Here is a 21,127-nt window from a genome sequence, read left to right as displayed (position 1 = left end):
CCCTGCCAAATGGTGAGTTCTTATTTTACCCCGTGGGTAATACCCTTCCGCGTGTTAAGGCCAATATCTTATTCAGACGGAGAGAAATAATGCAGGTAATAATGTTTGACAGGCAGTCAATATTTATTCATGGAATGAATGTCAGTTTACAAGAAAATCTTCCAGGAGTGGATGTTCAGGGTGTCAGTCAGGCAGATGACCTTTGGCAAAAGCTGGAAGACAATCCCAATGCGTTGGTTATGCTTGATGGCGATCTTGGCAGTGAGTTTTGCCGTGAACTGCTCCAACAACTCGCGCAACGCTATGCGACAGTAAAAGTACTGATCACCGCCACAGATTGCCGTAAAAAATGGCTGCAGGAGGTGACACAGTTAAATGTGCTGGCCATTGTGCCGCGCGACGCTGACGCAGAAACATTCGCGCTGGCGCTCAATAGCGTGGCAATGGGCATGATGTTTTATCCCAGAGATTGCTTAACGCCAACCGCGTGCGGTAGCCAAAATATAAAAGCACTAAGTTCGCGTCAGCGCGAGATCTTGACCATGCTGGCTGCGGGGGAGTCCAATAAACAAATTGGTCGCCTGTTAAATATCAGCACCGGGACGGTAAAAGCGCATCTGGAGTCGCTGTATCAGCGTCTGGAGGTAAAAAACCGTACCCAGGCGGCGATGATGTTAAACGAAGTACATTAATCAACGCTTATTTCACAGTCAGATCGTCTCTGGCTGTGAAATATGAGCAGGCCACATTTCTGATGCGCAAAACCGGGTTATCCCCACGCTAAACATCCACGCAATTAATGCTTCCAGCTGAAACAGATCGTTCAGTTGCGGCAATTTCGCCTGGATTAATTCCTCGCAAGCGTAGAGATCCATGAGCAGCAGCGTTTCTGCCTGTGCTACTGAAATTTGGCTCGTGAAGGTTTCACCTACGGTGATTTCATGCCCGTAGCCAATGACCCAGACCCCGCGTTCATCCTGATATTTTTCCAGCGACAATCCCTGTCCTTGTTTAATAAAGGCGATACAGGCGGGCGTAAAATGTGATGAATGGCGGTACATACTGATTTCTCTGCAAAGAGAACCATTCTAGAGAAAACCTTCCGTTACGGTACCTGCCATACAGCCCGTTTTTTCAGTAAGACGCCTTATGACGCGCGGAGCGGATATTCGTGCTTTAACAGGCCGAAAATCCAGTCATCGTGCCAGGTTTGATGCAGCCAATAGCTTTCGCGCAGTGTACCTTCGAGAATAAATCCCGCCTTTTCCAGCAGACGTCGAGACGCATAATTGCCGGCGGTGACGCAGGCCGTCATACGGTGTAGCCCGCCGTTTGTAAACGCGAAATCACACACGGCATGCAAAGACTCCGCGCCATAGCCTTTACCTTGCGCTTCGGGCGCGAGCAGAAACCCCACTTCGGCACACTCATTATTTTCGTGAACATATCCGGTGACGCCGAGCGGCGTTCCCGAGTCGTTATCGCACATGACCAGGCATAGCCAGTGTGTGCTTCCGGGAGACCATTTAGCTAAACGCGAGTCGAATATTGCCCGTACGTCTTGTTCAGAGCGCGCATCGGAGACATAGTGCATTACGCTAGGATCCTGCTGTAATGCTAAGAAAAAATCCCAATCAGACGCCGTCAGCGGGCGGCAGGTCAGTCGTGGTGTTTTTAACACGGGCACAGGCTTATCTCCTGGATAATTTTCCATGATTACGAGGTCATCACTGTAAAACACATTCATTTGTTATATGAATGTGTTTCAGTTTACACCGGCCCGTTTTAATACGGCGTCGCGTTTATAAAAAGAGCAATAAAGACCATTGTGAGGCCGTACCGTTACGGCCCTTTTAGGGATGATAATGACCAATAGCGCATTACCGGCGACATGTACGCCATTTGAACACTGTTTGGGGATCATCCGCCAGGCATCGGTGGAAATCCTGTTGTTGTTAGGTGTGCATGTTGCAGAGGGAAAAGACCCGCGCTGGTTTCTGGAACAGCTCGACCAGGCTCGCCTGAATCTGGGTGGCTGGGGGGCGGTAGCCAGACGATTGCAGATGAACGATGCGCAATTAAGCCAGTTCACCCTGCGGTTACGCCATCTTCAGCAAAACGTTCCCCAGTATGAAAGTGGTCAGGATGTCAGTGAAAACCAGCTCATTTCTGCGCTGCGTTTTGTCGCGTCTCTGGAGCAACTGCGCCAGCTTCAGCCGATCCTGCACTATCAAACCGATATTGAAAGTGGAGGACAGGAGGCGCAGCTGCAAGCGCAGAGCCAACTTCGTGCTATAGAGTTAACCCTCAAAGCCCTTGTCGCAAGGGTATGGCCGGACCAGCATCCGCTCAACAGCTTCCTGAAACAGCACTTCGGTGCCGACCGGCTGCGCCGCTGGCTTAAGCTGGGTGAGGGGCGTGATGCGCTGGACGGCATGTTGTTTAGCGAGCTGGCGCTGATGGTGGTCGATAAGAAACTGTTCGTGCGCCACTTTACCCAGATTTTTAATGACACTTCGGTACTCACGCTGTTTGTCGAACCGCGCTTAACGCTGCGCATGTTTCTTGATGATTGCCGGATAGCACGTAATAGCATTCTTGCTCAGCAGCCGCTGACCTCGGTACAGCTGATGTTGTTAAAGTATCAGTACCGACAAATTACCCACCCCGTGCAGCGGGCGTTTGAAGAACGTCGTGTCCGCATCAATCCCGCATCGTATCTGGAATCTGATCAGGGTCTCGTTCGCCAGTTCTGGGAAACGGCAAAGCAAAAGGCTGAACAGACCGGGGATGATAAACACGAAATTGCCGACAGCATTGACCCACCAGAAAAGCGAGCGCAGCGTACGGCTGAAGAGCGTGAGCAGCTGATTTCCAACATGCTGTGGGTCGCCGTTGGCGCGATGGTGCTGGCAATATCGCTGGGTGCATTCTGGTTATTTAGCTCGCCTGCGCCGCGGGTGACCGCCGGTCAATCGGTTGAAATCATACAAGAGGAACCGCGACGTGATGCACCTTCCGCACGGGAAGCCGTGACCCGCATGGGCATTTCGTGGGATGCGTTTACCATGCGGGCGGCTATCGATCGCAATGATACCCGCATTACGTCATTGTTTTTACAAGGCGGGATGGACTGGAAGCTGGCATGGACGGAGCAGGCGTTCTCTGCGGGCAATACTGCTGTGCTGAAGCTGTTGTTGCGCTATCCCTCGCAGATGGATGAAACCCAGCCCTGTCAGCAGTTTATGAGTACGCTAAGTCATGCGATGTCGAACGGCGCATCGCTGACGTCGCTGCATAAAAGCTATCTGCAAAGTTTTTGTGCTAAACCGGACGTTGTCGCGCGCCAACGGTATGACGCCGAGCAAGCCGAACGACGCGCTCGCGCGGAGCCAAACGCCGAAAACAAGAAATGGCAGAAAATTCATACCGCGCTGTATGACGCCATTAACTGACGGCCTGATAAGCAACGTCCTGTCAGACCGTTACGGCTCGCCGTAGAGACCGATTAATCGGCGCACGACGCCGTTGGTCCAGCCAAAGCCATCCTGCAACGGGTACTCGCCGCCGCCGCCTTCACGTGGCGTGCCGTCGGCGATATGGTACTTCTCGATAAGCTTATGGTGCTCCTGATAAAAAAGGTTAACCGTTTTCAACCAGTTGCGGGCAATCTCATCTCCCAGGTGGTCGTCACCGTACAGCTTGAAGCCCTGAATCGCCATCCACTGCAGCGGTGCCCAGCCGTTGGGTTTATCCCACTGTTCACCGGTTTCGTATTCCGTCGCCATAATACCCCCGGGGGTTAACAGACGGCTGCGTACGGCATTAGCGAGGCGGTCGGCTTGTGCATGGGTTGCCATACCGACATACAGCGGCACGATACTGGCGGCGGAGAAGAGGGCCATCTCTTCGCGTCGCCAGTCATAATCCCGATAACAGCCGTTTTCATCATCCCATAGAAAGTGGTCCACGGCGGCGCGGCGGTTGGTGGCTTTCTGGCGAAACAGAGCCTCGGTTTCGCGATCGCCTTTCAGTGCCGAAATGTTTGCAATGGTGCTTTCCAGTTTGTACAGGAAGGCGTTGAGATCAATGGGGATGAACTGGGTGGTGCGGATGCTGGCAAGGCGGCCCGCATCGCGCAGCCAGCGTGAGGAGTAATCCCAGCCGGAAGCCGCACCGGCACGCAAATCCCGATACACCTCATTCGGCGGCCGGCCAGAATGCTTGGCCGTTTCGACGTCTTCGATCCACGATTCATCGCGCGGGGTATCACGATCGTCCCAATAACGGTTGAGCAGAGAACCATCTGGCATTCTGATGACATGACGGTACGCCTGGTTTAACGCCAGGGAATCTGCGCCATCCATCCAGAACGCGTATTCCATTTTGAGATGATCCAGATAACGCCGCGCGCCGCGCACGCCATCTTCTTCAAACAGTTCCACCATCAGTGCAAACACCGGCGGCTGAGAGCGACTCAGGTAGTAGGTCCGATTACCGTTCGGGATATGGCCATAGTTTTCAATCATCCAGGCAAAGTTATCCGCCATACATTTCAGCAGATCCCCCCGACCGCTCTCCGCCAGACCGAGCATAGTGAAGTAGGAATCCCAGTAGTAGGTTTCGCTAAAACGTCCGCCCGGCACAATATACGACTGCGGCAGCGCCAGCAGCGAGGACCAGGGAATGTGATCCTGCGGTTCGCGTGTCAGCACTGGCCACAGCTGGTCAATATGCTCTTTCAGAGAGTCCTGCGGGTTGGAAACGTACTCACTCGACGGGGTCTCGGGGAGCCAGAAATGGTTCTCAACAAAGCGCTGCAGGTCAAAGTCCCGGTGCCGCTTAACCTTGCGATAGCGGATCAAAATGTCCAGCGGGTCCATTTTGGGTGCGCAGTCGGGGAAGGTTTTGCTGTCGGCAAACAGCTTTGACGACTGAACATGTTCGAACAGTTCGAGGTAACGATCGGCGGGCGTTAACGCATCTGAGGCAGGCAGCCCTTCAATCATCTCCGGCTCAGGCTCTGCCTCAATCATTTCATCCAGCTTTAACTCGCACGGATCCATTTCATAAAGCAGATCGAGGTCGATCGTCAGTTCTTCTGAAGGGGCGTGGGGTAGTTTCTGGTTGAGCATAATGAGAAAGACCTCCGGTAAAGAGATGTTGAAAGGAAACGGCTATTGCCCGGCTGTCTGTTAAGCGTAGACATTCGCTTCGGTGTCGGGTGAGTAAAGCGTGCGGTTGATCACGTTCTTATGTTTTTTAATATTTAAAAAATAAAACTATCTTAATGATAATAATGAAGAATTATTGGTATTGTGCGATCTGTATATTTTCCATTTTCAGAACATTCGATTGCAACGAGGTGTGAACAGAATCAGCTAACATCCGATCCCTGTAATAGGTGCAGGCTATTCTAATGATAGTTCTGGCCCATGTAATTGATTGATACTTATCAAAATAATACTCCACTTATTTTCTATGATGGTCAAGTCTGACAAAGACTGCGCATTAATTATTTCAATTTTCTGGGTCACAATAACTCACAACGGTGAGGGTAAAATAATGAAAATCATTACCCGTCTTACCGCGATTGCCATAACAGGCATCGTAATTTGTTATTTTGGATTATCCGGTTATGTGTGGTATCACGATAATCAACGTAGCAAACAGGCTGATGTTCAGGCCTCTACGCTGGAAGCCAATAATAAGGTATTAGGATTTTTACGCGAAAAGGGATGTGATTATTGTCACACGCCTTCAGCTGAATTACCTTTCTATTCTTCCTTTCCCGTCGCTAAACAATTGATGAATTATGACATTCAATTAGGATACAAATCATTCAATCTTGAAGCTGTTCGTGCCGCGCTGGTTGCGGATAAACCCGTTTCGCAAAGTGATTTGAATAAAATTGAATGGGTGATGCAGTATGACACCATGCCACCAACGCGTTATACCGCGCTGCACTGGGCCGGTAAGGTCAGCGATGCTGAGCGAGAAGACATTCTTGGCTGGGTAGCCAAACAACGTGAGCAGTACTACGCCAGCCGTGATACCGCCACGCAGCATCGCAATGAGCCCGTACAGCCAATACCGGAAAGTATTCCGACTGATGCCCGCAAAGTGGCGCTGGGCTTTACGCTGTATCATGACCCGCGCATTTCTGGCGACAGCACGATCTCCTGTGCGCACTGCCACGCCTTAAACGCAGGCGGTGTGGATGGCAGGAAAACGTCAATCGGTGTCGGTGGCGCCGTTGGACCGATTAATGCACCGACGGTGTTTAACTCGGTCTTTAACGTGGAACAATTCTGGGACGGTCGCGCACCAACATTGCAGGCGCAGGCGGGTGGTCCACCGTTAAACCCGATTGAAATGGCGTCGAAATCCTGGGATGAAATTATCCAGAAGTTAGATAAAGACCCGGTGCTGAAGCAAGAATTTATCACCGTTTATCCTCAGGGATTCAGCGGGGACAATATTACCGATGCGATTGCTGAGTTTGAGAAGACGTTAATTACGCCAAATGCACCGTTTGATAAATGGCTGCGGGGTGATGAAAGCGCGTTAACGGCTCAGCAAAAACATGGCTATCAATTATTTAAGGAAAATAAATGTGCCACCTGCCATGGCGGTATTATTTTAGGCGGGCGTTCATTTGAACCCTTAGGCTTGAAAAAGGACTTTAATTTTGGTGAGGTCACTGCCGTAGATATTGGTCGAATGAACGTCACCAATGAATTACGAGATAAGCTGCGCCAGAAAGTCCCTGGATTACGCAACGTTGCACTGACTGCGCCTTATTTCCACCGGGGAGATGTGCCAACCCTCGACGGCGCGGTAAAACTGATGCTGCGTTATCAGGTCGGCAAAGAACTGCCGCAAAAAGATATCGACGATATCGTGGCGTTCCTTGAAAGCCTCAACGGGATCTATACGCCGTATATGCAGGATAAGTGATTAATACAATGCCGAAGGGCGACTTATGCTTTATCTGGCCTACATATTACGGTGTTTGTAGGCCGGATAAGGCATTAGCTGCCATCCGGCATTTATAGTATTAACGCATGGTGACAAATTCTTCCGACGCGGTCGGGTGAATAGCGACTGTGTTGTCGAAGTCTTTCTTGGTCGCGCCCATTTTCAGTGCCACGGCAAAGCCCTGCAGCATTTCGTCCATGCCAAAGCCGATGCCGTGAATACCGACAATCTTCTCTTCCGGACCCACGCACACCAGCTTCATACGGCACGGCTGACGGTGTGTGGTGACAGCGGTATACATCGCGGTAAACGATGATTTATACACTTTCACCTGATCATCGCCGTGCTGCTCGCGCGCCTGTTGCTCGGTTAAGCCGACGGTGCCAATTGGCGGATGGCTGAAGACCACGGTCGGGATGTTGCTGTAGTCCAGATGTTCGTCCGGCTTGTTGTTAAACAGACGTTCGGACAGGCGACGACCCGCGGCAACGGCAACCGGCGTTAATTCAACGGCACCGGTGTTATCGCCCACGGCGTAAATCCCAGGAACGCTAGTGTTCTGGTATTTATCAACGATGATGTAACCTTTTTCGTTGGTTTTCACGCCAGTAACCGCCAGGTTAAAGTTATCGGTTGCCGGTTCACGGCCAATCGCCCAGATCAGGCAATCCACGGTCTGGCTACGACCATCTTCCAGCTCCAGGGTCAGGCTGCCATCTGCATTTTTAACCACCGCTTTTGGAATCGCGTGTGTATGCAGGGTCGGGCCTTCGGCATTCATTACCTCAACCAGCGTGTCGACGATCATCGGGTCAAAGCTGCGCAGCGGCGCGTGTTTACGCACGAACAGATGTGTTTCTGCGCCCAGGCCGTTAATCACGCCAGCCAGTTCAACGGCGATGTAACCTGCACCAACTACCGCAACGCGCTTCGGCAGGGCTGGCAGTTCAAAGAAACCGTCGGAATCAATACCGTATTCCACGCCTGGAATGTTCGGGTGGCTCGGGCGGCCGCCGGTAGCAATCAAAATATGATCGGCGGTGATGGTTTCACCGTTTACTTCAATGGTCTTGGCATCAACGAAGCGGGCAAAACCTTTGATCACATCGACATTATTTTTACCCAGTACGTTGTCGTACGAGGTGTGAATGCGGTCGATATAGGCGGTACGGGTGGCAATCAGCTTGTCCCAGTCGAATTTATTGATGGTGGTATCGAAGCCGTAGTCCGGGCCGTACATATGGATCGCTTCACGAACCTGTGCGGCATGCCACATCACTTTCTTCGGTACACAGCCAACGTTGACGCAGGTACCGCCCAGTTCTTTGGCCTCAATCAACGCGCATTTCTGACCGTACATGGCCGCGCGGTTAATGGAGGCGATACCGCCGCTGCCGCCGCCGATAGCGATGTAATCATAGTGTTTGGTCATGACCGCTCCTTCATGTTCATTGTAGGGCGGAGAAGCGTTATGCCTTCCGCCAAAATATTCGCGATTGTATACCTGAAATCAAAAGGTTCCACCGATGGCTGCGATTACTCCGGTACGATCCAGCTTACCGAGGTATGTCCGGTTCCCGCCGGAACCAGTTTGCGGTGCAGCCATGGCAGCACATTGTTCATTTGCTGTTCCAGCTTCCACGGTGGGTTAACCACAATCATGCCGGACGCCGTCATGCCGCGTTGATCGCTGTCCGGACGAACCGCCAGCTCAATTTGCAGGATGCGGCGAATGCCGGTCGCTTCCAGCTCTTTGGTCATGCGTTTGATTTGCTGGCGCAGGACTACCGGATACCACAGGGCATAGGTGCCGGTCGCGAAACGCTTATAGCCTTCGTGGATACCGGCCACTACTGCCTGGTAGTCGGTTTTAATTTCGTATGGCGGATCGATGAGGATCAGCCCGCGACGGGAGACGGGTGGTAATTTCGATTTCAACTGCTGATAGCCGTCGGCTTTTGCCACGCGCGCGCGCTCATCTTTCTGGAATTCGGAGCGCAGCAGCGGAAAATCGCTCGGGTGCAGTTCGGTTAGCTGCAGGCTGTCCTGCGCGCGCAGCAGCTGGCGGGCAATCAGCGGAGAGCCTGGGTAGTAGCGCAGTTGACCGCTACGGTTGAAATGATTCACTACGCTGATGTACGGCTCGAGTTCTGCCGGCAGGTCGTCCTGCTGCCAGATGCGGGCGATGCCTTCCAGATACTCACCGGTACGTTCAGCACGTTCACTGCTCAGCTGATAACGGCCCGCACCGGCGTGGGTGTCCAGATAGAGAAACGGTTTATCTTTCTCTTTGAGCGACTCGATGATCAGGCTCTGAACCGTGTGTTTAAGGACGTCGGCGTGGTTGCCAGCGTGAAAGCTGTGGCGATAACTGAGCATGGGTAAACGTGTTCCAGGTTGTAAACGTAGGCCCGATAAGCTGCGTGCCATCGGGCGAAAATAGAGCGTATCGCCACAGTATACAGAAAAGTCGTCACTGCCGCGAAAGCGCAACGCCTGGCATTGAAATCCTCTACACTTAACCCCATTCTACAAATAATATGCACAGCGCCGGATGCGCGCTTCATTCACTCTTTTCTACAGGACTGCGCTAATGACCAATCCATTGCTGACTCCCTTCGAACTGCCGCCGTTTTCCAAAATTCAGCCGGAGCATGTTGTACCCGCCGTCACTAAGGCGCTGAACGACTGCCGCGAAAACGTCGAGCGCGTGGTTGCGCAGGGGGCGCCATACACCTGGGAAAATCTTTGCCAGCGGCTGGCGGAAGTGGACGATGTTCTGGGGCGTATCTTCTCTCCGGTCAGCCATCTGAACTCGGTGAAAAATAGCCCGGAACTGCGCGAAGCCTACGAACAAACGCTGCCGCTGCTGTCTGAGTACAGCACCTGGGTTGGGCAACATGAAGGCCTGTACCAGGCGTACCGCGATCTGCGTGAAGGTGACCATTACGCCACTCTGAATACCGCGCAGAAAAAAGCCGTCGATAACGCCCTGCGTGACTTTGAGCTTTCTGGTATCGGCCTGCCGAAAGAAAAACAGCAGCGCTACGGTGAAATCGCGACCCGCCTGTCTGAACTTGGCAACCTGTACAGCAACAACGTGCTCGACGCCACCATGGGTTGGACCAAACTGGTCACCGACGAATCTGAGCTGGCTGGCATGCCGGAAAGCGCGCTGGCGGCAGCAAAAGCCCAGGCCGAAGCCAAAGAGCAGGAAGGTTATCTGCTGACGCTGGATATCCCGAGCTATCTGCCGGTGATGACCTACTGCGACAACCAGGCATTGCGTGAAGAAATGTACCGCGCCTACTCCACCCGTGCGTCCGATCAGGGGCCCAATGCGGGCAAATGGGACAACAGCCCGGTGATGGAAGAGATCCTCGCGCTGCGCCACGAGCTGGCTCAATTGCTGGGCTTTGAAAGCTATGCCTTTAAATCTCTCGCCACTAAAATGGCCGAGAACCCGCAGCAGGTGCTCGACTTCCTGACCGATCTGGCAAAACGTGCCCGTCCGCAGGGTGAAAAAGAGCTGGCCCAGCTGCGCGCCTTTGCCAAAGCAGAGTTTGGCGTTGATGAGCTGCAGCCGTGGGATATCGCCTACTACAGCGAGAAACAGAAACAGCACCTGTACAGCATCAGCGACGAGCAGTTGCGCCCGTATTTCCCGGAAAACAAAGCCGTAAACGGCCTGTTCGAAGTGGTTAAGCGTATTTATGGCATCACTGCCAAAGAGCGTACCGATGTTGACGTCTGGCACCCGGAAGTGCGTTTCTTTGAGCTGTATGACGAACACAACGAACTGCGCGGCAGCTTCTATCTGGATCTTTATGCGCGTGAAAACAAGCGCGGTGGGGCATGGATGGACGACTGCGTCGGGCAGATGCGTAAAACCGACGGCACGCTGCAAAAACCGGTCGCTTACCTGACCTGCAACTTTAACCGTCCGGTCAGCGGCAAGCCGGCGCTGTTTACCCACGATGAAGTGATTACCCTGTTCCACGAGTTCGGTCACGGCCTGCATCATATGCTGACCCGCATCGAAACGGCCGGTGTTTCCGGTATCAACGGTGTGCCGTGGGATGCTGTCGAACTGCCAAGCCAATTTATGGAAAACTGGTGCTGGGAGCCGGAAGCGCTGGCGTTTATCTCCGGTCACTATGAAACCGGTGAGCCGCTGCCTAAAGAACTGCTGGATAAAATGCTGGCGGCGAAAAACTACCAGGCGGCGCTGTTCATCCTGCGTCAGCTGGAGTTCGGCCTGTTCGACTTCCGTCTGCACGCTGAGTTTAACCCGCAGCAAGGGGCGAAAATTCTCGACACCCTGGCGGAGATCAAAAAACAGGTTGCCGTGGTGCCAGGCCCAAGCTGGGGTCGTTTCCCGCATGCTTTCAGCCATATTTTTGCCGGGGGTTATGCGGCGGGATATTACAGCTACCTGTGGGCTGACGTGCTGGCGGCGGACGCCTTCTCCCGCTTTGAAGACGAAGGGATTTTCAACCGTGAAACTGGCCAGTCGTTCCTCGATAACATCCTGACCCGTGGGGGTTCCGAAGAGCCTATGGAACTGTTCAAACGCTTCCGTGGCCGTGAGCCGCAACTGGATGCGATGCTGGACCATTACGGCATCAAGGGCTGAAGACTGGCGTGAAAATTTGTTTACTGGATGAAACGGGCGCCGGAGACGGCGCCTTATCTGTTCTGGCTGCTCGCTGGGGACTGGAACACGATGAAGACAATCTGATGGCGCTGGTGATGACACCGGCGCATCTGGAACTGCGCAAGCGCGATGAACCTAAGCTCGGCGGCATCTTCGTTGATTTTGTTGGCGGGGCGATGGCCCACCGGCGCAAATTTGGCGGCGGTCGCGGTGAAGCGGTGGCGAAAGCCGTTGGCGTGAAAGGCGATTATCTGCCGGACGTGGTGGACGCGACGGCCGGGTTGGGACGCGATGCGTTCGTGCTGGCCTCCGTGGGCTGTCGCGTACGGATGCTGGAACGTAACCCGGTAGTGGCGGCGTTACTCGACGATGGCCTGGCGCGCGGTTATGCCGATGCGGAAATTGGCCCGTGGTTGCAGGCGCGTTTGCAGTTAATTCATGCATCCAGCCTGACGGCGCTCACCGATATCACCCCACGCCCGCAGGTGGTGTACCTCGACCCGATGTTCCCGCATAAGCAGAAAAGCGCGCTGGTGAAAAAAGAGATGCGCGTGTTTCAGTCGCTGGTGGGGCCGGATTTAGATGCCGATGGCCTGCTGGAGCCTGCGCGCCAGTTAGCCACTAAACGCGTGGTGGTCAAGCGCCCGGACTATGCCCCGCCGCTGGCGGAGGTGGCAACGCAGAACGCGGTGGTGACCAAAGGGCACCGGTTTGATATTTATGCCGGAACTCCGTAGGCCGGATAACACGCGTCGCGTCGCCATCCGGCATGGTTTGCTGCCCGATGGCGCTGCGCTTATCGGGCCTACGCGCAGCCTTGCGAGTACGCTGACATCCGGCAATATCAATTACACAAACGGTGCCAGCGGGTCGGCAATCTCAAAGGCGACTGCACGGTCCGCTTTCGGTGGATAAATCAGCTCGCTGACGATTGATCGCTTCAGTTTCTTCGCCTCTGCGCGCGTCAGTTTCACCTGCTGATCCCAGCCTTCGCTGTACACCGCGCCCCACGCGCCCAGATCCAGACAGGTGACGTAGTTTTCCTGGCGATAGGGCAGTGGCATCACATCTAACAGGCTGGCAGCGGCATTGTTCCCGGCGAATTTACCCAACAGAATCGCGTGCTGGCAGGTCATTAAGGCGTGGTTGCCTTTGTCATCAGTGGCGGCCCAGGCGACATCACCCGTCGCGTAGATATCCTCGTGGCCCACAACCTGAAGATGCGCACTCACATGCAGACGGCCCTGACGATCGCGCGGGGCGTCGATCTGTGCCGTTAAGCCGTTTGCCTGCACGCCGACCGTCCAGATAACGGTTTGTGATGCAATCGTCTGCCCGTCTTTCAGCGTCACGCCGGACGCATCCACGCTTTCGACTTCTGCATTGACCCGCCATTCCACACCCAGTTCAGCGGAGGCTTCGGCGATCACATCGCGCAGCTCCTGGCTCCAGCGTGCACCCGGTTGCGGGCCGCGTTCAACTACGACTACTCTGGTCTTAGCATCAGCACCGAGAATGTCGCGCAGGCGACCCGGTAATTCCAGCGCCATTTCGATCCCGGTAAAGCCGCCACCGCAGACCACCACGGTATTGCGCGCCTCGCTTTCTGGTCTGTGCGCGAGATCTTTCAGATGCTGCTCCAGTACGGTTGCGCTTTCCAGCTGATCGAGGTCGAAGGCGTGCTGCGCAGCGCCGGCAACCCTATTGCGATTAACTTCACTGCCGCTGGCCAGAATCAGCCGGTCGTAGCTGAGAAGTTGTTTTTGGCCCGTCGCGTCCGTCCAGCTCACTTCTTTAGATTGTGGAAGCAACTGGGTAACCGTGCCGCGCAGGAAGTTCACACCGGTGACATCAAACAGCGGCTGCAGTGGCGCAACCAGCGTCTGGACATCATTCTCATAAAAACGCGGGCGCACGCGCAGCTCTGGCTGCGGCGCAATAACAGTAATATCAATGGACTGCTGATGTTTATCCGCCAGTCGTGCGGCGCTTAATGCTGCCCACATACCGGCAAAACCGGCGCCCACGATCAGAGTTTTTTTACGCATTGGCGTTTCTCACTGGTGACTATGAATTATTTACTCGGATTTTATTGGTCGCAGTTAAAGATTGCAATGTGATTTCCTGTAAAAGCGCTTCTTTGCCTGTCAAATTGTGTTTATATATTTGATATTTAATGAATTAAATTTTATTTATGAGCGGGTGAATTCTGAGTATCTGGAATGTGCAGGCCGAAAAAGTTACAATAACTCAGATTCATTTTGGCTGAGATAAGAACATGGCATTCTACAGTTCCGGGGTTGAGTACGGCATCCATAGCCTGATGTGTATGGTTGACAGTAAGGGGGATGCGCGGGATATGAGCGTACGGGAAATTGCTGAGCTACAAAGCGTGCCGCATGACTATCTGGCGAAGATCTTCACCCGTCTGTCGAAGGCCGGACTGGTGCGCAGCAGTGAAGGAAAGGGCGGCGGTTTTCAGCTCGCCAGGCCCGCCGAGCACATCACGGTGCTGGACGTGGTCAATGCCATTGACGGCGATAAGCGCATCTTCGAATGCCGTGAAATCCGCCAGCGCTTAGCGGTCTTTGAGGAACATCCGCCGGAGTGGGCCTGTGAAGGGATTTGCGGCGTGCGCTCAGTGATGGATATGGCGCAGCAGCGTATGGAAGAGGCGCTTGGTCAGCACACGATCCTGGATTTGGCGCGTAAGATGTATCGCAAAGCACCGGATACGTTTGTCGTAGAAGTGCAGGACTGGATCGACGCACGCAAAGGATAACCACTAAAAATGCCCGATAGCGCAAGGCGTATCGGGCACGGCGTATTACTGTTCAGTACTCGGCGTATTAATCATCCGGTTCAGCCAGGGCACCATAATCGCCATCACTACCGTGACGGCCAGCGTGACCAGACCGATTTTACTAAAGACGTTGGTATAGATAGGCAGCGTCTGTAGCGGGTCGGTGATGTTTTCCGGTACCGCGGTGAACGTTGCCACGTAGCCACCCATCAGGAACGCTGCAGCCTGGGTCAGGAACCACATCCCCAGAATAAAGCCCATCAGATGCTGCGGCACCAGCGCGGCGACCATGGCCAGCCCCAGGGCGCTAATCAGCAACTCACCCAGACTCTGGAACAGATATACCAGCACAATGAACCACGGCGAGGTCAGCCCCTGCGCATCGGCAAACCACATACCTGCGGCAGCCGCGGTCAGGAAGCCCAGCGAGCACAGGAACATACCGAGCGTAAACTTCATCGGCATGGTCAGGTCTTTGCCCTTGCTGCCCAGACGGGTATAAATCACCGCCAATAGCGGGCTGGCAAGCACCACCCAGAACGGGTTCAACGCCTGGAAGCTCACCGGGTTGATGGCGAAGCCGAGAATTTCATGGTGTACGTTATTGATGGCAAAGAAGTTCAGTGATGTCGGCATCTGCGCGTACAGCACGTAGAATACCACCGCTTCCAGCATCAGGATAAAGGCCACGAACATCTTATTGCGCCCGGTTTTATCCAGTTTGAATGCCTGACGGAAGAAGATGATGGTGACGATAATCGACAGGACGATCAGCACCAGGTTGGCAACTTTCACGTTGTGCATCAACCAGGCGCACACGAATATCATCACCACGGTACCGGCCAGTACACACAGCAGATTGCGGAATACCAGCGGCTTATGGTCCGGCTCAGAACCGATATCCTTCACCATGCCACGGCAGGCAAAATAGACCAGCAGTGCAACGATAAGTCCCGCGCCACACAGGTTGTAAGTCACCGCATAGCCAAACTTATCGGCAATGACCGGCGCCAGCGACAGCGACAGCAGGGAGCCGATGTTAATCGACATATAAAACAGGGTGAAGGCGCCGTCCAGTCGGGCGTCTTTTGGCGGATAGCATTTTGACAGCAAGCTTGCCGGGTTAGCTTTAAACAGCCCGTTACCTACGGCGATGGTACCCAACGCAATAAAAATCAGGTCGGGTTTCAGCAGCGACATTCCGGTCATGAAATAGCCAATGGCTAACACTATAGCGCCGAGAACCAGCGTGCGCTTGGTGCCCAACAGGTGGTCGCCAACGTAGCCGCCAATGGATATCAGGCCGTACACCAGCGCGGCAAACGCACCGAAGGTGATAAACGCCTGTTCCTGAGAGAAGCCGAGTTGTTTAACAAAAAATACCGCCAGGATGCCCTGAACGCCGTAATAGCCAAATCGTTCCCATAATTCTACAAAAAAGATCATGAAGAACGGACGAGGTTGCTGCAGCAAGCCCGTAGGTGCTCGTGTATTCATATTCCTTCGCCTTTCAAAGCCATCCCGAAAAGTATGAACGCGTATTCTAAAACGCGCCGAAAAAGTCTTATTTTGTTATAGACTGCGGTGATAGGCCGCGCGGGTAGAGTATTATAGAGATAGTTTTCGATCCAATTAGTTGATCACACTAATTATGATTTATTTGTTGGATTGATGTACTGATAGGCAATAATTTTCACGCAAGGTACAAAAACAAAAACGCCCGCACAGGCGGGCGCTTACAGGCTTAAATGTTTACAGCGGGGCGGGTTACCCCCCGACAGCTAGCATTTTATGCTTCTTCGTCATCTCGCAGCGGGACAATCAACATGTCGACGTGAACAGTGTTGATCAGCTGGCGCGCAGAGGACATCAGCTTGCTCCAGAAATCCTGGTGATGGCCGCACACGACAAGATCCATATCGTATTTTTTGATGGCATCAACCAGAACCTGACCCAGATCGCCGCTACCGCTCAGGGTTTCGGTGATAGGGTAGCCTGCGTTGGTGGACAGTTCGGTTAACGCGTGATGAGTTTCTTCAGAAATGCGTTTCTGCATGTCGCCCAGATTTACGTCGATTAGCCCGGTGTACAGGTCGGAATAGTTTACGTCAACGTGGATAAGGGAAACTTTTGCATTGTAAGGCCGCGCCATAGAGACCGCTTTTTCAACCAGAACTTTGCTTTCCGGAGAAAGATCAACCGCGATGAGAATGTGTTTATAAGCCATAGTGTTACTCCTTCCATAAGTTGTCGATGACTAGCCTTCTGGCGATCGTTTGCCGCCGCGTCATCCGCATCCTGCGGACCTTACGCGCGGGGCTAGCCCAGTCGTAAAGACGTACCCTATAGGGACTATCCTTACATTATAGCGACTAGGATAATCCGTCAATCCACCTTGATTGCCAAGTAGTTAAACAAATTTTTCAGTTAATTGTATTGATAGTGATTAACCTTCTGGCAAAAAAATTAACTAATCTCCTACACTATCTAGAGAGGCGCTCGGATGCGTGACACTAACACGAGCGGTTTCGGTAGCACTCTTCACTGCATAGTTTGGTAGGGTATCGGGGAGCGGTAGTCCCGGAGAGGAACTCCGTGGGCGGGTCGCCGGGGAGGGGGTATGATAAGCACCATTGCGTTATTCTGGGCTTTGTGTGTCGTTTGCATTGTTAATATGGCGCGCTATTTCTCGTCGTTGCGCGCACTGTTAGTGGTACTTCGTGGTTGCGATCCATTGCTTTACCAGTATGTTGATGGCGGAGGCTTTTTTACCTCGCATGGGCAACCCAACAAGCAGATGCGTCTGGTGTGGTATATCTACGCCCAGCGCTATCGCGATCATCATGATGATGAGTTTATTCGCCGCTGTGAGCGCGTGCGCGGTCAGTTCATTCTCACCAGTTCGTTATGTGGCCTGGTATTAATCAGTATGGTTGCGCTGATTATCTGGCACTGAAGCTGATGACAGCGTAAAAAAAAAAGCGGACCTGTTTGCAGGCCCGCTTTTTTATTGCGCATTCGCTTAGATAAGCTTCAGGGAGAGCCAGTACAGCCCCCCGGAAAGAATAATCGCCGCAGGCAGGGTGAAGACCCAGGCCATCAGAATGCTGGTCACTGTTTTACGCTGTAAGCCGCCACCGTCAACGACCATCGTACCCGCAACGGAAGAGGAGAGTACGTGGGTGGTGGAAACTGGCATACCGGTATAACTGGCGAGACCGATAGAGACGGCGGCCGTCATCTGCGCCGACATCCCCTGAGCATAGGTCATGCCTTTCTTACCGATTTTCTCACCGATAGTGGTTGCCACGCGACGCCAGCCAATCATCGTACCGCAGCCCAGAGCCAGCGCAACGGCCATGATGATCCACACCGGAGCGTACTCAATGGTGCTCAGCATGTCGGTTTTCAGTTTCTTCAACAGACGCTGATCGTCGTTGCTTACACCAGGCAGTTTCACGACCTTATCGGTGGTATCGGAAATGCACAGCATAATACGGCGCAGTTGTCCGCGCTGCTCAACGCTTAACTTGTCGTAGGTTTCCAGATTCGCCAGCATACCTTTCGCACGTTCCAGCGCGTTAATGGTATTAGCCGGGTGGCAATGGAACTCTGTCGTCGTCGCTGTACCTGTTTCCGTCGGTGACGGAATCAACTGGTCTACGCCGGTCGCCTGCTTGAGCAGGTCAGGACGTTGCTGGAAGAAGGTTTCGACGTTATTGATAGCATCGCGGGTACGGGTAATTTCGTAACCGGAAGCGTTCATATTCACCACGAAACCGGCAGGTGCTACGCCAATCAGTACCAGCATGACCAGACCAATGCCTTTCTGCCCGTCGTTTGCGCCATGAGAGAACGCCACGCCGATTGCGGAGAGGATCAGTGCGATACGCGTCCAGAATGGCGGCTTTTTCTTGCCGTCTTTCTTTTCACGCTCTGCTGGCGTCAGGTGAATACGGGCACGTTTTTTAGTACCGCTCCAGTAGCGACGCAGCAAAAAGATCAGGCCGCCTGCAACCACCAGGCCGACAATCGGCGAGATGATAAGAGAGGCAAAAATACCCATCACTTTCGGGATGTTAAGTGCATCCACGACCGATGTGCCATTCATCAACGCATTGGTTAAACCAATACCGATAATCGCGCCAATCAGCGTGTGGGAGCTGGATGCAGGCAAACCAAAGTACCAGGTACCCAGGTTCCAGATAATTGCCGCCAACAGCATAGAGAACACCATGGCGAGGCCATGTGATGAACCCATGTTGAGCAGCAGATCCGTTGGCAACATATGCACGATGGCATACGCTACGCTGAGACCGCCCAGCAAAACACCAAAGAAGTTAAACACCGCAGCCATGATCACCGCCAATTGCGAACGCATGGCACGGGTGTAGATCACAGTAGCGACGGCATTGGCTGTATCATGGAAGCCGTTAATTGCTTCGTAGAACAGAACAAAAGCCAAAGCAAGCAAGAGTAAAAGCCCGGTATGTAAATCCAGGCCAGCAAACAAATGTAGCATAGGACGTTACGCCATTTTGAGGACATGAACGCGGCGCATTATCAGTGACTTTGGCGGCGCGGGCAAAGTGAAATATAGAGTTTTTTTGATTTGTCTCCTGCTTTGTATGACACCACTAAAGAATTATCTTATAGAATTCAGATAAATACCTATTTTTGATGGTTTGGTGCTGGTGCGGCCACTGAGGAATCTTTACAATTCACGCCCGCTTTTTAGAGAGGATCGCAACGTGGAAAGGTTTGATACCGTTATTATAGGCGCTGGCGCAGCGGGTATGTTCTGTGCCGCGCAGGCAGGACAAGCAGGAAGTCGAGTACTGCTTATTGATAATGGTAAAAAGCCCGGGCGCAAGATCCTCATGTCTGGCGGGGGGCGCTGTAACTTTACCAATCTTTATGTCGAGCCTGCGGCTTATTTGAGTCAAAACCCTCATTTCTGTAAGTCAGCGTTGGCGCGCTATACCCAGTGGGATTTTATCGATCTGGTGGGTAAACACGGCATTGCCTGGCATGAAAAAACGCTCGGCCAGCTTTTTTGTGACGACTCCGCGCAGCAAATAGTCGATATGCTGGTAGCGGAATGCGAAAAAGGTAACGTTACGATGCGCTTACGTAGCGAAGTTCTGAGCGTTGCACGGGATGATGAGGGCTTTACGCTGGAGCTCAACGGCGCAACCGTTGGTGCGACGAAACTGGTGATTGCCAGCGGTGGGCTTTCTATGCCGGGTCTGGGTGCGACGCCATTTGGTTATAAAATTGCCGAACAGTTTGGCCTGAATGTGCTGCCAACGCGTGCGGGTCTGGTGCCTTTTACGCTGCATAAGCCGCTGCTTGACCAGCTTCAGGTGCTCTCCGGCGTGTCTGTTCCCTCTGTCATTACCGCCGAGGACGGCACCGTATTTCGTGAAAACCTGCTCTTTACGCACCGTGGGCTGTCAGGCCCGGCCGTTTTACAAATTTCGAGTTTTTGGCAGCCGGGTGAATTTGTCAGCATTAATTTGTTGCCAGATGTTGACCTCGAAAGCTTCCTTGATGAACAGCGCAGCGCGCATCCCAATCAGAGTCTGAAGAACACGCTGGCGATGCAATTACCGAAGCGACTGGTGGAGTGTTTGCAGCAGTTGGGGCAAATCCCGGACGTGACGTTGAAGCAGCTTAACCTACGCGATCAACAAGCGCTGGTGGAAACGCTGACCGAATGGCGCGTGCAGCCAAACGGCACGGAAGGGTATCGCACGGCAGAGGTGACGCTGGGCGGAGTAGACACCAACGAATTGTCTTCACGGACCATGGAAGCCCGCAAAGTACCGGGCCTTTATTTCATTGGCGAAGTGATGGACGTCACCGGCTGGCTGGGTGGTTATAACTTCCAGTGGGCATGGTCGAGCGCCTGGGCGTGTGCGCAGGATTTAGTGTTGTCCGAGGACAATAAAGTTGTACACAAAGCACTAAAGTTGTAACCATTCTCAAAAAACGACGCTAATGTTGTATACTTACTGAATGTGTGGTTATAGGGTTGGAGACTATAAAATGCACATATAGGTACGTATCAATGTCGTTTTTAGGGTACGATCATGGCTAGGGGTAGGCGTCTCAAATCCTATTTGGATTATGAAAATGCGCTAGGTGACGGCATAGGAGTGGGCTATGGCCAAAGTTATCAGCCCTGGCTTAGAGCTCAGGACGTTAAATCCCGTGGAAACCGTTCGATAGTCTTTGGCCTTAAGACGTTTCGAAACCATCATCTCCTTTCTTCTGTCGAAAGTAACTTTTTCTATCTGGCTGAGTTTAATGACTCGGTGATTGATATCCGGGAACAATTCCCACTCTTTCCTCTCCGGCTTACCCAACAAATAGCAAATCATCTACATTTTCAACATCCTATGGTGAGGGGAGTAAGAGGAGTACCTGTCGAAGTTCTGAATGTTATGACAACCGATTTTTTACTGACCTTGAGAACTCCTGAAGGCGGACTTCGATACAAAGCTATAGCAGTAAAACATAACGAGAGCATACCTGAACGCGAAGCCCAAAAACTTGAAATAGAGAGGATGTTTTGGCAGTTGATTGATGTTGAGTTTCAAATTTATGTTGGCTCGGAACTCAATAACGTCGTCGGTAAAAACATTTGCTGGGCGGTGATGCTGCCAACTTACTGATTTAGT

At 52.9% G+C, this 21,127-nt stretch carries 17 protein-coding genes and 1 pseudogene; 9 read left to right on the top strand and 9 right to left on the bottom strand.

Annotated features, from left to right (window positions below; genetic code table 11):
- Positions 1-89: 89 nt before the first annotated feature.
- A complete protein-coding gene (locus FDW88_RS09840) occupies positions 90-692 on the top strand; it encodes a response regulator transcription factor (protein WP_096759179.1) in 603 nt (200 codons plus the stop codon).
- Positions 693-710: 18 nt separating this feature from the next.
- Here FDW88_RS09840 and FDW88_RS09835 read toward each other — a convergent pair whose 3' ends face one another.
- Positions 711-1,061: a glycoside hydrolase family protein gene (locus tag FDW88_RS09835; protein WP_117342504.1), complete on the bottom strand. Its 351-nt coding sequence runs from the start codon at positions 1,059-1,061 to the stop codon at positions 711-713.
- Between the two features lie 86 nt (positions 1,062-1,147).
- Positions 1,148-1,687 carry a GNAT family N-acetyltransferase gene (locus FDW88_RS09830; protein WP_137362477.1) on the bottom strand — a complete coding sequence of 180 codons (540 nt, stop codon included), beginning with the start codon at positions 1,685-1,687 and terminating at the stop codon, positions 1,148-1,150.
- A 178-nt stretch (positions 1,688-1,865) separates the two neighbouring features.
- Between FDW88_RS09830 and FDW88_RS09825 the strand changes: the two genes are divergently transcribed.
- Positions 1,866-3,455 carry an STY4199 family HEPN domain-containing protein gene (locus FDW88_RS09825; protein WP_137362476.1) on the top strand — a complete coding sequence of 530 codons (1,590 nt, stop codon included), beginning with the start codon at positions 1,866-1,868 and terminating at the stop codon, positions 3,453-3,455.
- Between the two features lie 30 nt (positions 3,456-3,485).
- Here the strand turns inward: FDW88_RS09825 and FDW88_RS09820 are convergent, their stop codons facing one another.
- Complete coding sequence (locus tag FDW88_RS09820) at positions 3,486-5,135, bottom strand: alpha,alpha-trehalase (RefSeq protein ID WP_115257227.1); 1,650 nt, start codon at positions 5,133-5,135, stop codon at positions 3,486-3,488.
- 430 nt (positions 5,136-5,565) lie between these two features.
- Between FDW88_RS09820 and FDW88_RS09815 the strand changes: the two genes are divergently transcribed.
- Positions 5,566-6,960, top strand: a complete 1,395-nt coding sequence (locus tag FDW88_RS09815) for a cytochrome-c peroxidase (RefSeq protein WP_115257228.1) — start codon at positions 5,566-5,568, stop codon at positions 6,958-6,960.
- Positions 6,961-7,060: 100 nt separating this feature from the next.
- Here the strand turns inward: FDW88_RS09815 and gorA are convergent, their stop codons facing one another.
- Positions 7,061-8,413: a glutathione-disulfide reductase gene (gene gorA, locus FDW88_RS09810; protein ID WP_115257229.1), complete on the bottom strand. Its 1,353-nt coding sequence runs from the start codon at positions 8,411-8,413 to the stop codon at positions 7,061-7,063.
- 104 nt (positions 8,414-8,517) lie between these two features.
- Positions 8,518-9,360, bottom strand: a complete 843-nt coding sequence (locus FDW88_RS09805; RefSeq protein ID WP_096759184.1) for a 23S rRNA (adenine(2030)-N(6))-methyltransferase RlmJ — start codon at positions 9,358-9,360, stop codon at positions 8,518-8,520.
- A gap of 214 nt (positions 9,361-9,574) precedes the next feature.
- Here FDW88_RS09805 and prlC point away from each other — a divergent pair, with 214 nt between their 5' ends.
- The gene (prlC, locus tag FDW88_RS09800; protein ID WP_096759185.1) at positions 9,575-11,617 is read left to right on the top strand and encodes an oligopeptidase A; all 2,043 of its coding nucleotides are present in this window, start codon (positions 9,575-9,577) and stop codon (positions 11,615-11,617) included.
- An 8-nt stretch (positions 11,618-11,625) separates the two neighbouring features.
- Positions 11,626-12,375 carry a 16S rRNA (guanine(1516)-N(2))-methyltransferase RsmJ gene (gene rsmJ / locus FDW88_RS09795; RefSeq protein ID WP_137362475.1) on the top strand — a complete coding sequence of 250 codons (750 nt, stop codon included), beginning with the start codon at positions 11,626-11,628 and terminating at the stop codon, positions 12,373-12,375.
- A 111-nt stretch (positions 12,376-12,486) separates the two neighbouring features.
- On the opposite strand, the gene FDW88_RS09790 is transcribed toward rsmJ, so the two are convergent.
- A complete protein-coding gene (locus FDW88_RS09790) occupies positions 12,487-13,686 on the bottom strand; it encodes an NAD(P)/FAD-dependent oxidoreductase (protein WP_137362474.1) in 1,200 nt (399 codons plus the stop codon).
- A 230-nt stretch (positions 13,687-13,916) separates the two neighbouring features.
- Here FDW88_RS09790 and FDW88_RS09785 point away from each other — a divergent pair, with 230 nt between their 5' ends.
- On the top strand, positions 13,917-14,420 hold the full coding sequence (locus FDW88_RS09785) for an Rrf2 family transcriptional regulator (RefSeq protein WP_137362473.1): 504 nt from the start codon (positions 13,917-13,919) through the stop codon (positions 14,418-14,420).
- Between the two features lie 45 nt (positions 14,421-14,465).
- Here FDW88_RS09785 and dtpB read toward each other — a convergent pair whose 3' ends face one another.
- Both dtpB and uspA read right to left on the bottom strand, forming a co-directional pair.
- A complete protein-coding gene (dtpB, locus tag FDW88_RS09780) occupies positions 14,466-15,938 on the bottom strand; it encodes a dipeptide/tripeptide permease DtpB (protein ID WP_137362472.1) in 1,473 nt (490 codons plus the stop codon).
- A gap of 292 nt (positions 15,939-16,230) precedes the next feature.
- Positions 16,231-16,668: a universal stress protein UspA gene (gene uspA / locus FDW88_RS09775; RefSeq protein ID WP_003023368.1), complete on the bottom strand. Its 438-nt coding sequence runs from the start codon at positions 16,666-16,668 to the stop codon at positions 16,231-16,233.
- A gap of 393 nt (positions 16,669-17,061) precedes the next feature.
- Here uspA and uspB point away from each other — a divergent pair, with 393 nt between their 5' ends.
- Entirely contained in the window at positions 17,062-17,397 is a 336-nt protein-coding gene (gene uspB / locus FDW88_RS09770) for a universal stress protein UspB (protein ID WP_096759190.1), read from the top strand.
- Between the two features lie 66 nt (positions 17,398-17,463).
- Here uspB and pitA read toward each other — a convergent pair whose 3' ends face one another.
- Positions 17,464-18,963 (bottom strand): inorganic phosphate transporter PitA, encoded by a 1,500-nt coding sequence (gene pitA, locus FDW88_RS09765; protein ID WP_096759191.1) that lies wholly within the window; start codon positions 18,961-18,963, stop codon positions 17,464-17,466.
- Positions 18,964-19,192: 229 nt separating this feature from the next.
- Between pitA and FDW88_RS09760 the strand changes: the two genes are divergently transcribed.
- Entirely contained in the window at positions 19,193-20,422 is a 1,230-nt protein-coding gene (locus FDW88_RS09760) for an NAD(P)/FAD-dependent oxidoreductase (protein WP_137362471.1), read from the top strand.
- 114 nt (positions 20,423-20,536) lie between these two features.
- Positions 20,537-21,100: pseudogene (locus tag FDW88_RS09755) on the top strand (TnsA endonuclease N-terminal domain-containing protein); the annotation flags it as partial.
- Between the last annotated feature and the right edge of the window lie 27 nt (positions 21,101-21,127).

Source organism: Citrobacter sp. wls829 (assembly GCF_005280825.1).
GTDB classification, from domain to species: domain Bacteria; phylum Pseudomonadota; class Gammaproteobacteria; order Enterobacterales; family Enterobacteriaceae; genus Citrobacter; species Citrobacter gillenii.
Note: the sequence above shows the minus strand (reverse complement) of the source record. Positions and strands in the feature narration are given on the sequence as shown.

Bases quoted from the DNA above. Each gene is read 5' to 3' on its own strand.
- FDW88_RS09840 (WP_096759179.1), top strand. From the start codon at position 90: ATGCAGGTAATAATGTTTGACAGGCAGTCAATATTTATTCATGGAATG.
- FDW88_RS09835 (WP_117342504.1), bottom strand. From the start codon at position 1,061: ATGTACCGCCATTCATCACATTTTACGCCCGCCTGTATCGCCTTTATT.
- FDW88_RS09825 (WP_137362476.1), top strand. From the start codon at position 1,866: ATGACCAATAGCGCATTACCGGCGACATGTACGCCATTTGAACACTGT.
- FDW88_RS09820 (WP_115257227.1), bottom strand. From the start codon at position 5,135: ATGCTCAACCAGAAACTACCCCACGCCCCTTCAGAAGAACTGACGATC.
- FDW88_RS09815 (WP_115257228.1), top strand. From the start codon at position 5,566: ATGAAAATCATTACCCGTCTTACCGCGATTGCCATAACAGGCATCGTA.
- gorA (WP_115257229.1), bottom strand. From the start codon at position 8,413: ATGACCAAACACTATGATTACATCGCTATCGGCGGCGGCAGCGGCGGT.
- FDW88_RS09805 (WP_096759184.1), bottom strand. From the start codon at position 9,360: ATGCTCAGTTATCGCCACAGCTTTCACGCTGGCAACCACGCCGACGTC.
- prlC (WP_096759185.1), top strand. From the start codon at position 9,575: ATGACCAATCCATTGCTGACTCCCTTCGAACTGCCGCCGTTTTCCAAA.
- FDW88_RS09790 (WP_137362474.1), bottom strand. From the start codon at position 13,686: ATGCGTAAAAAAACTCTGATCGTGGGCGCCGGTTTTGCCGGTATGTGG.
- FDW88_RS09785 (WP_137362473.1), top strand. From the start codon at position 13,917: ATGGCATTCTACAGTTCCGGGGTTGAGTACGGCATCCATAGCCTGATG.
- dtpB (WP_137362472.1), bottom strand. From the start codon at position 15,938: ATGAATACACGAGCACCTACGGGCTTGCTGCAGCAACCTCGTCCGTTC.
- uspA (WP_003023368.1), bottom strand. From the start codon at position 16,668: ATGGCTTATAAACACATTCTCATCGCGGTTGATCTTTCTCCGGAAAGC.
- uspB (WP_096759190.1), top strand. From the start codon at position 17,062: ATGATAAGCACCATTGCGTTATTCTGGGCTTTGTGTGTCGTTTGCATT.
- pitA (WP_096759191.1), bottom strand. From the start codon at position 18,963: ATGCTACATTTGTTTGCTGGCCTGGATTTACATACCGGGCTTTTACTC.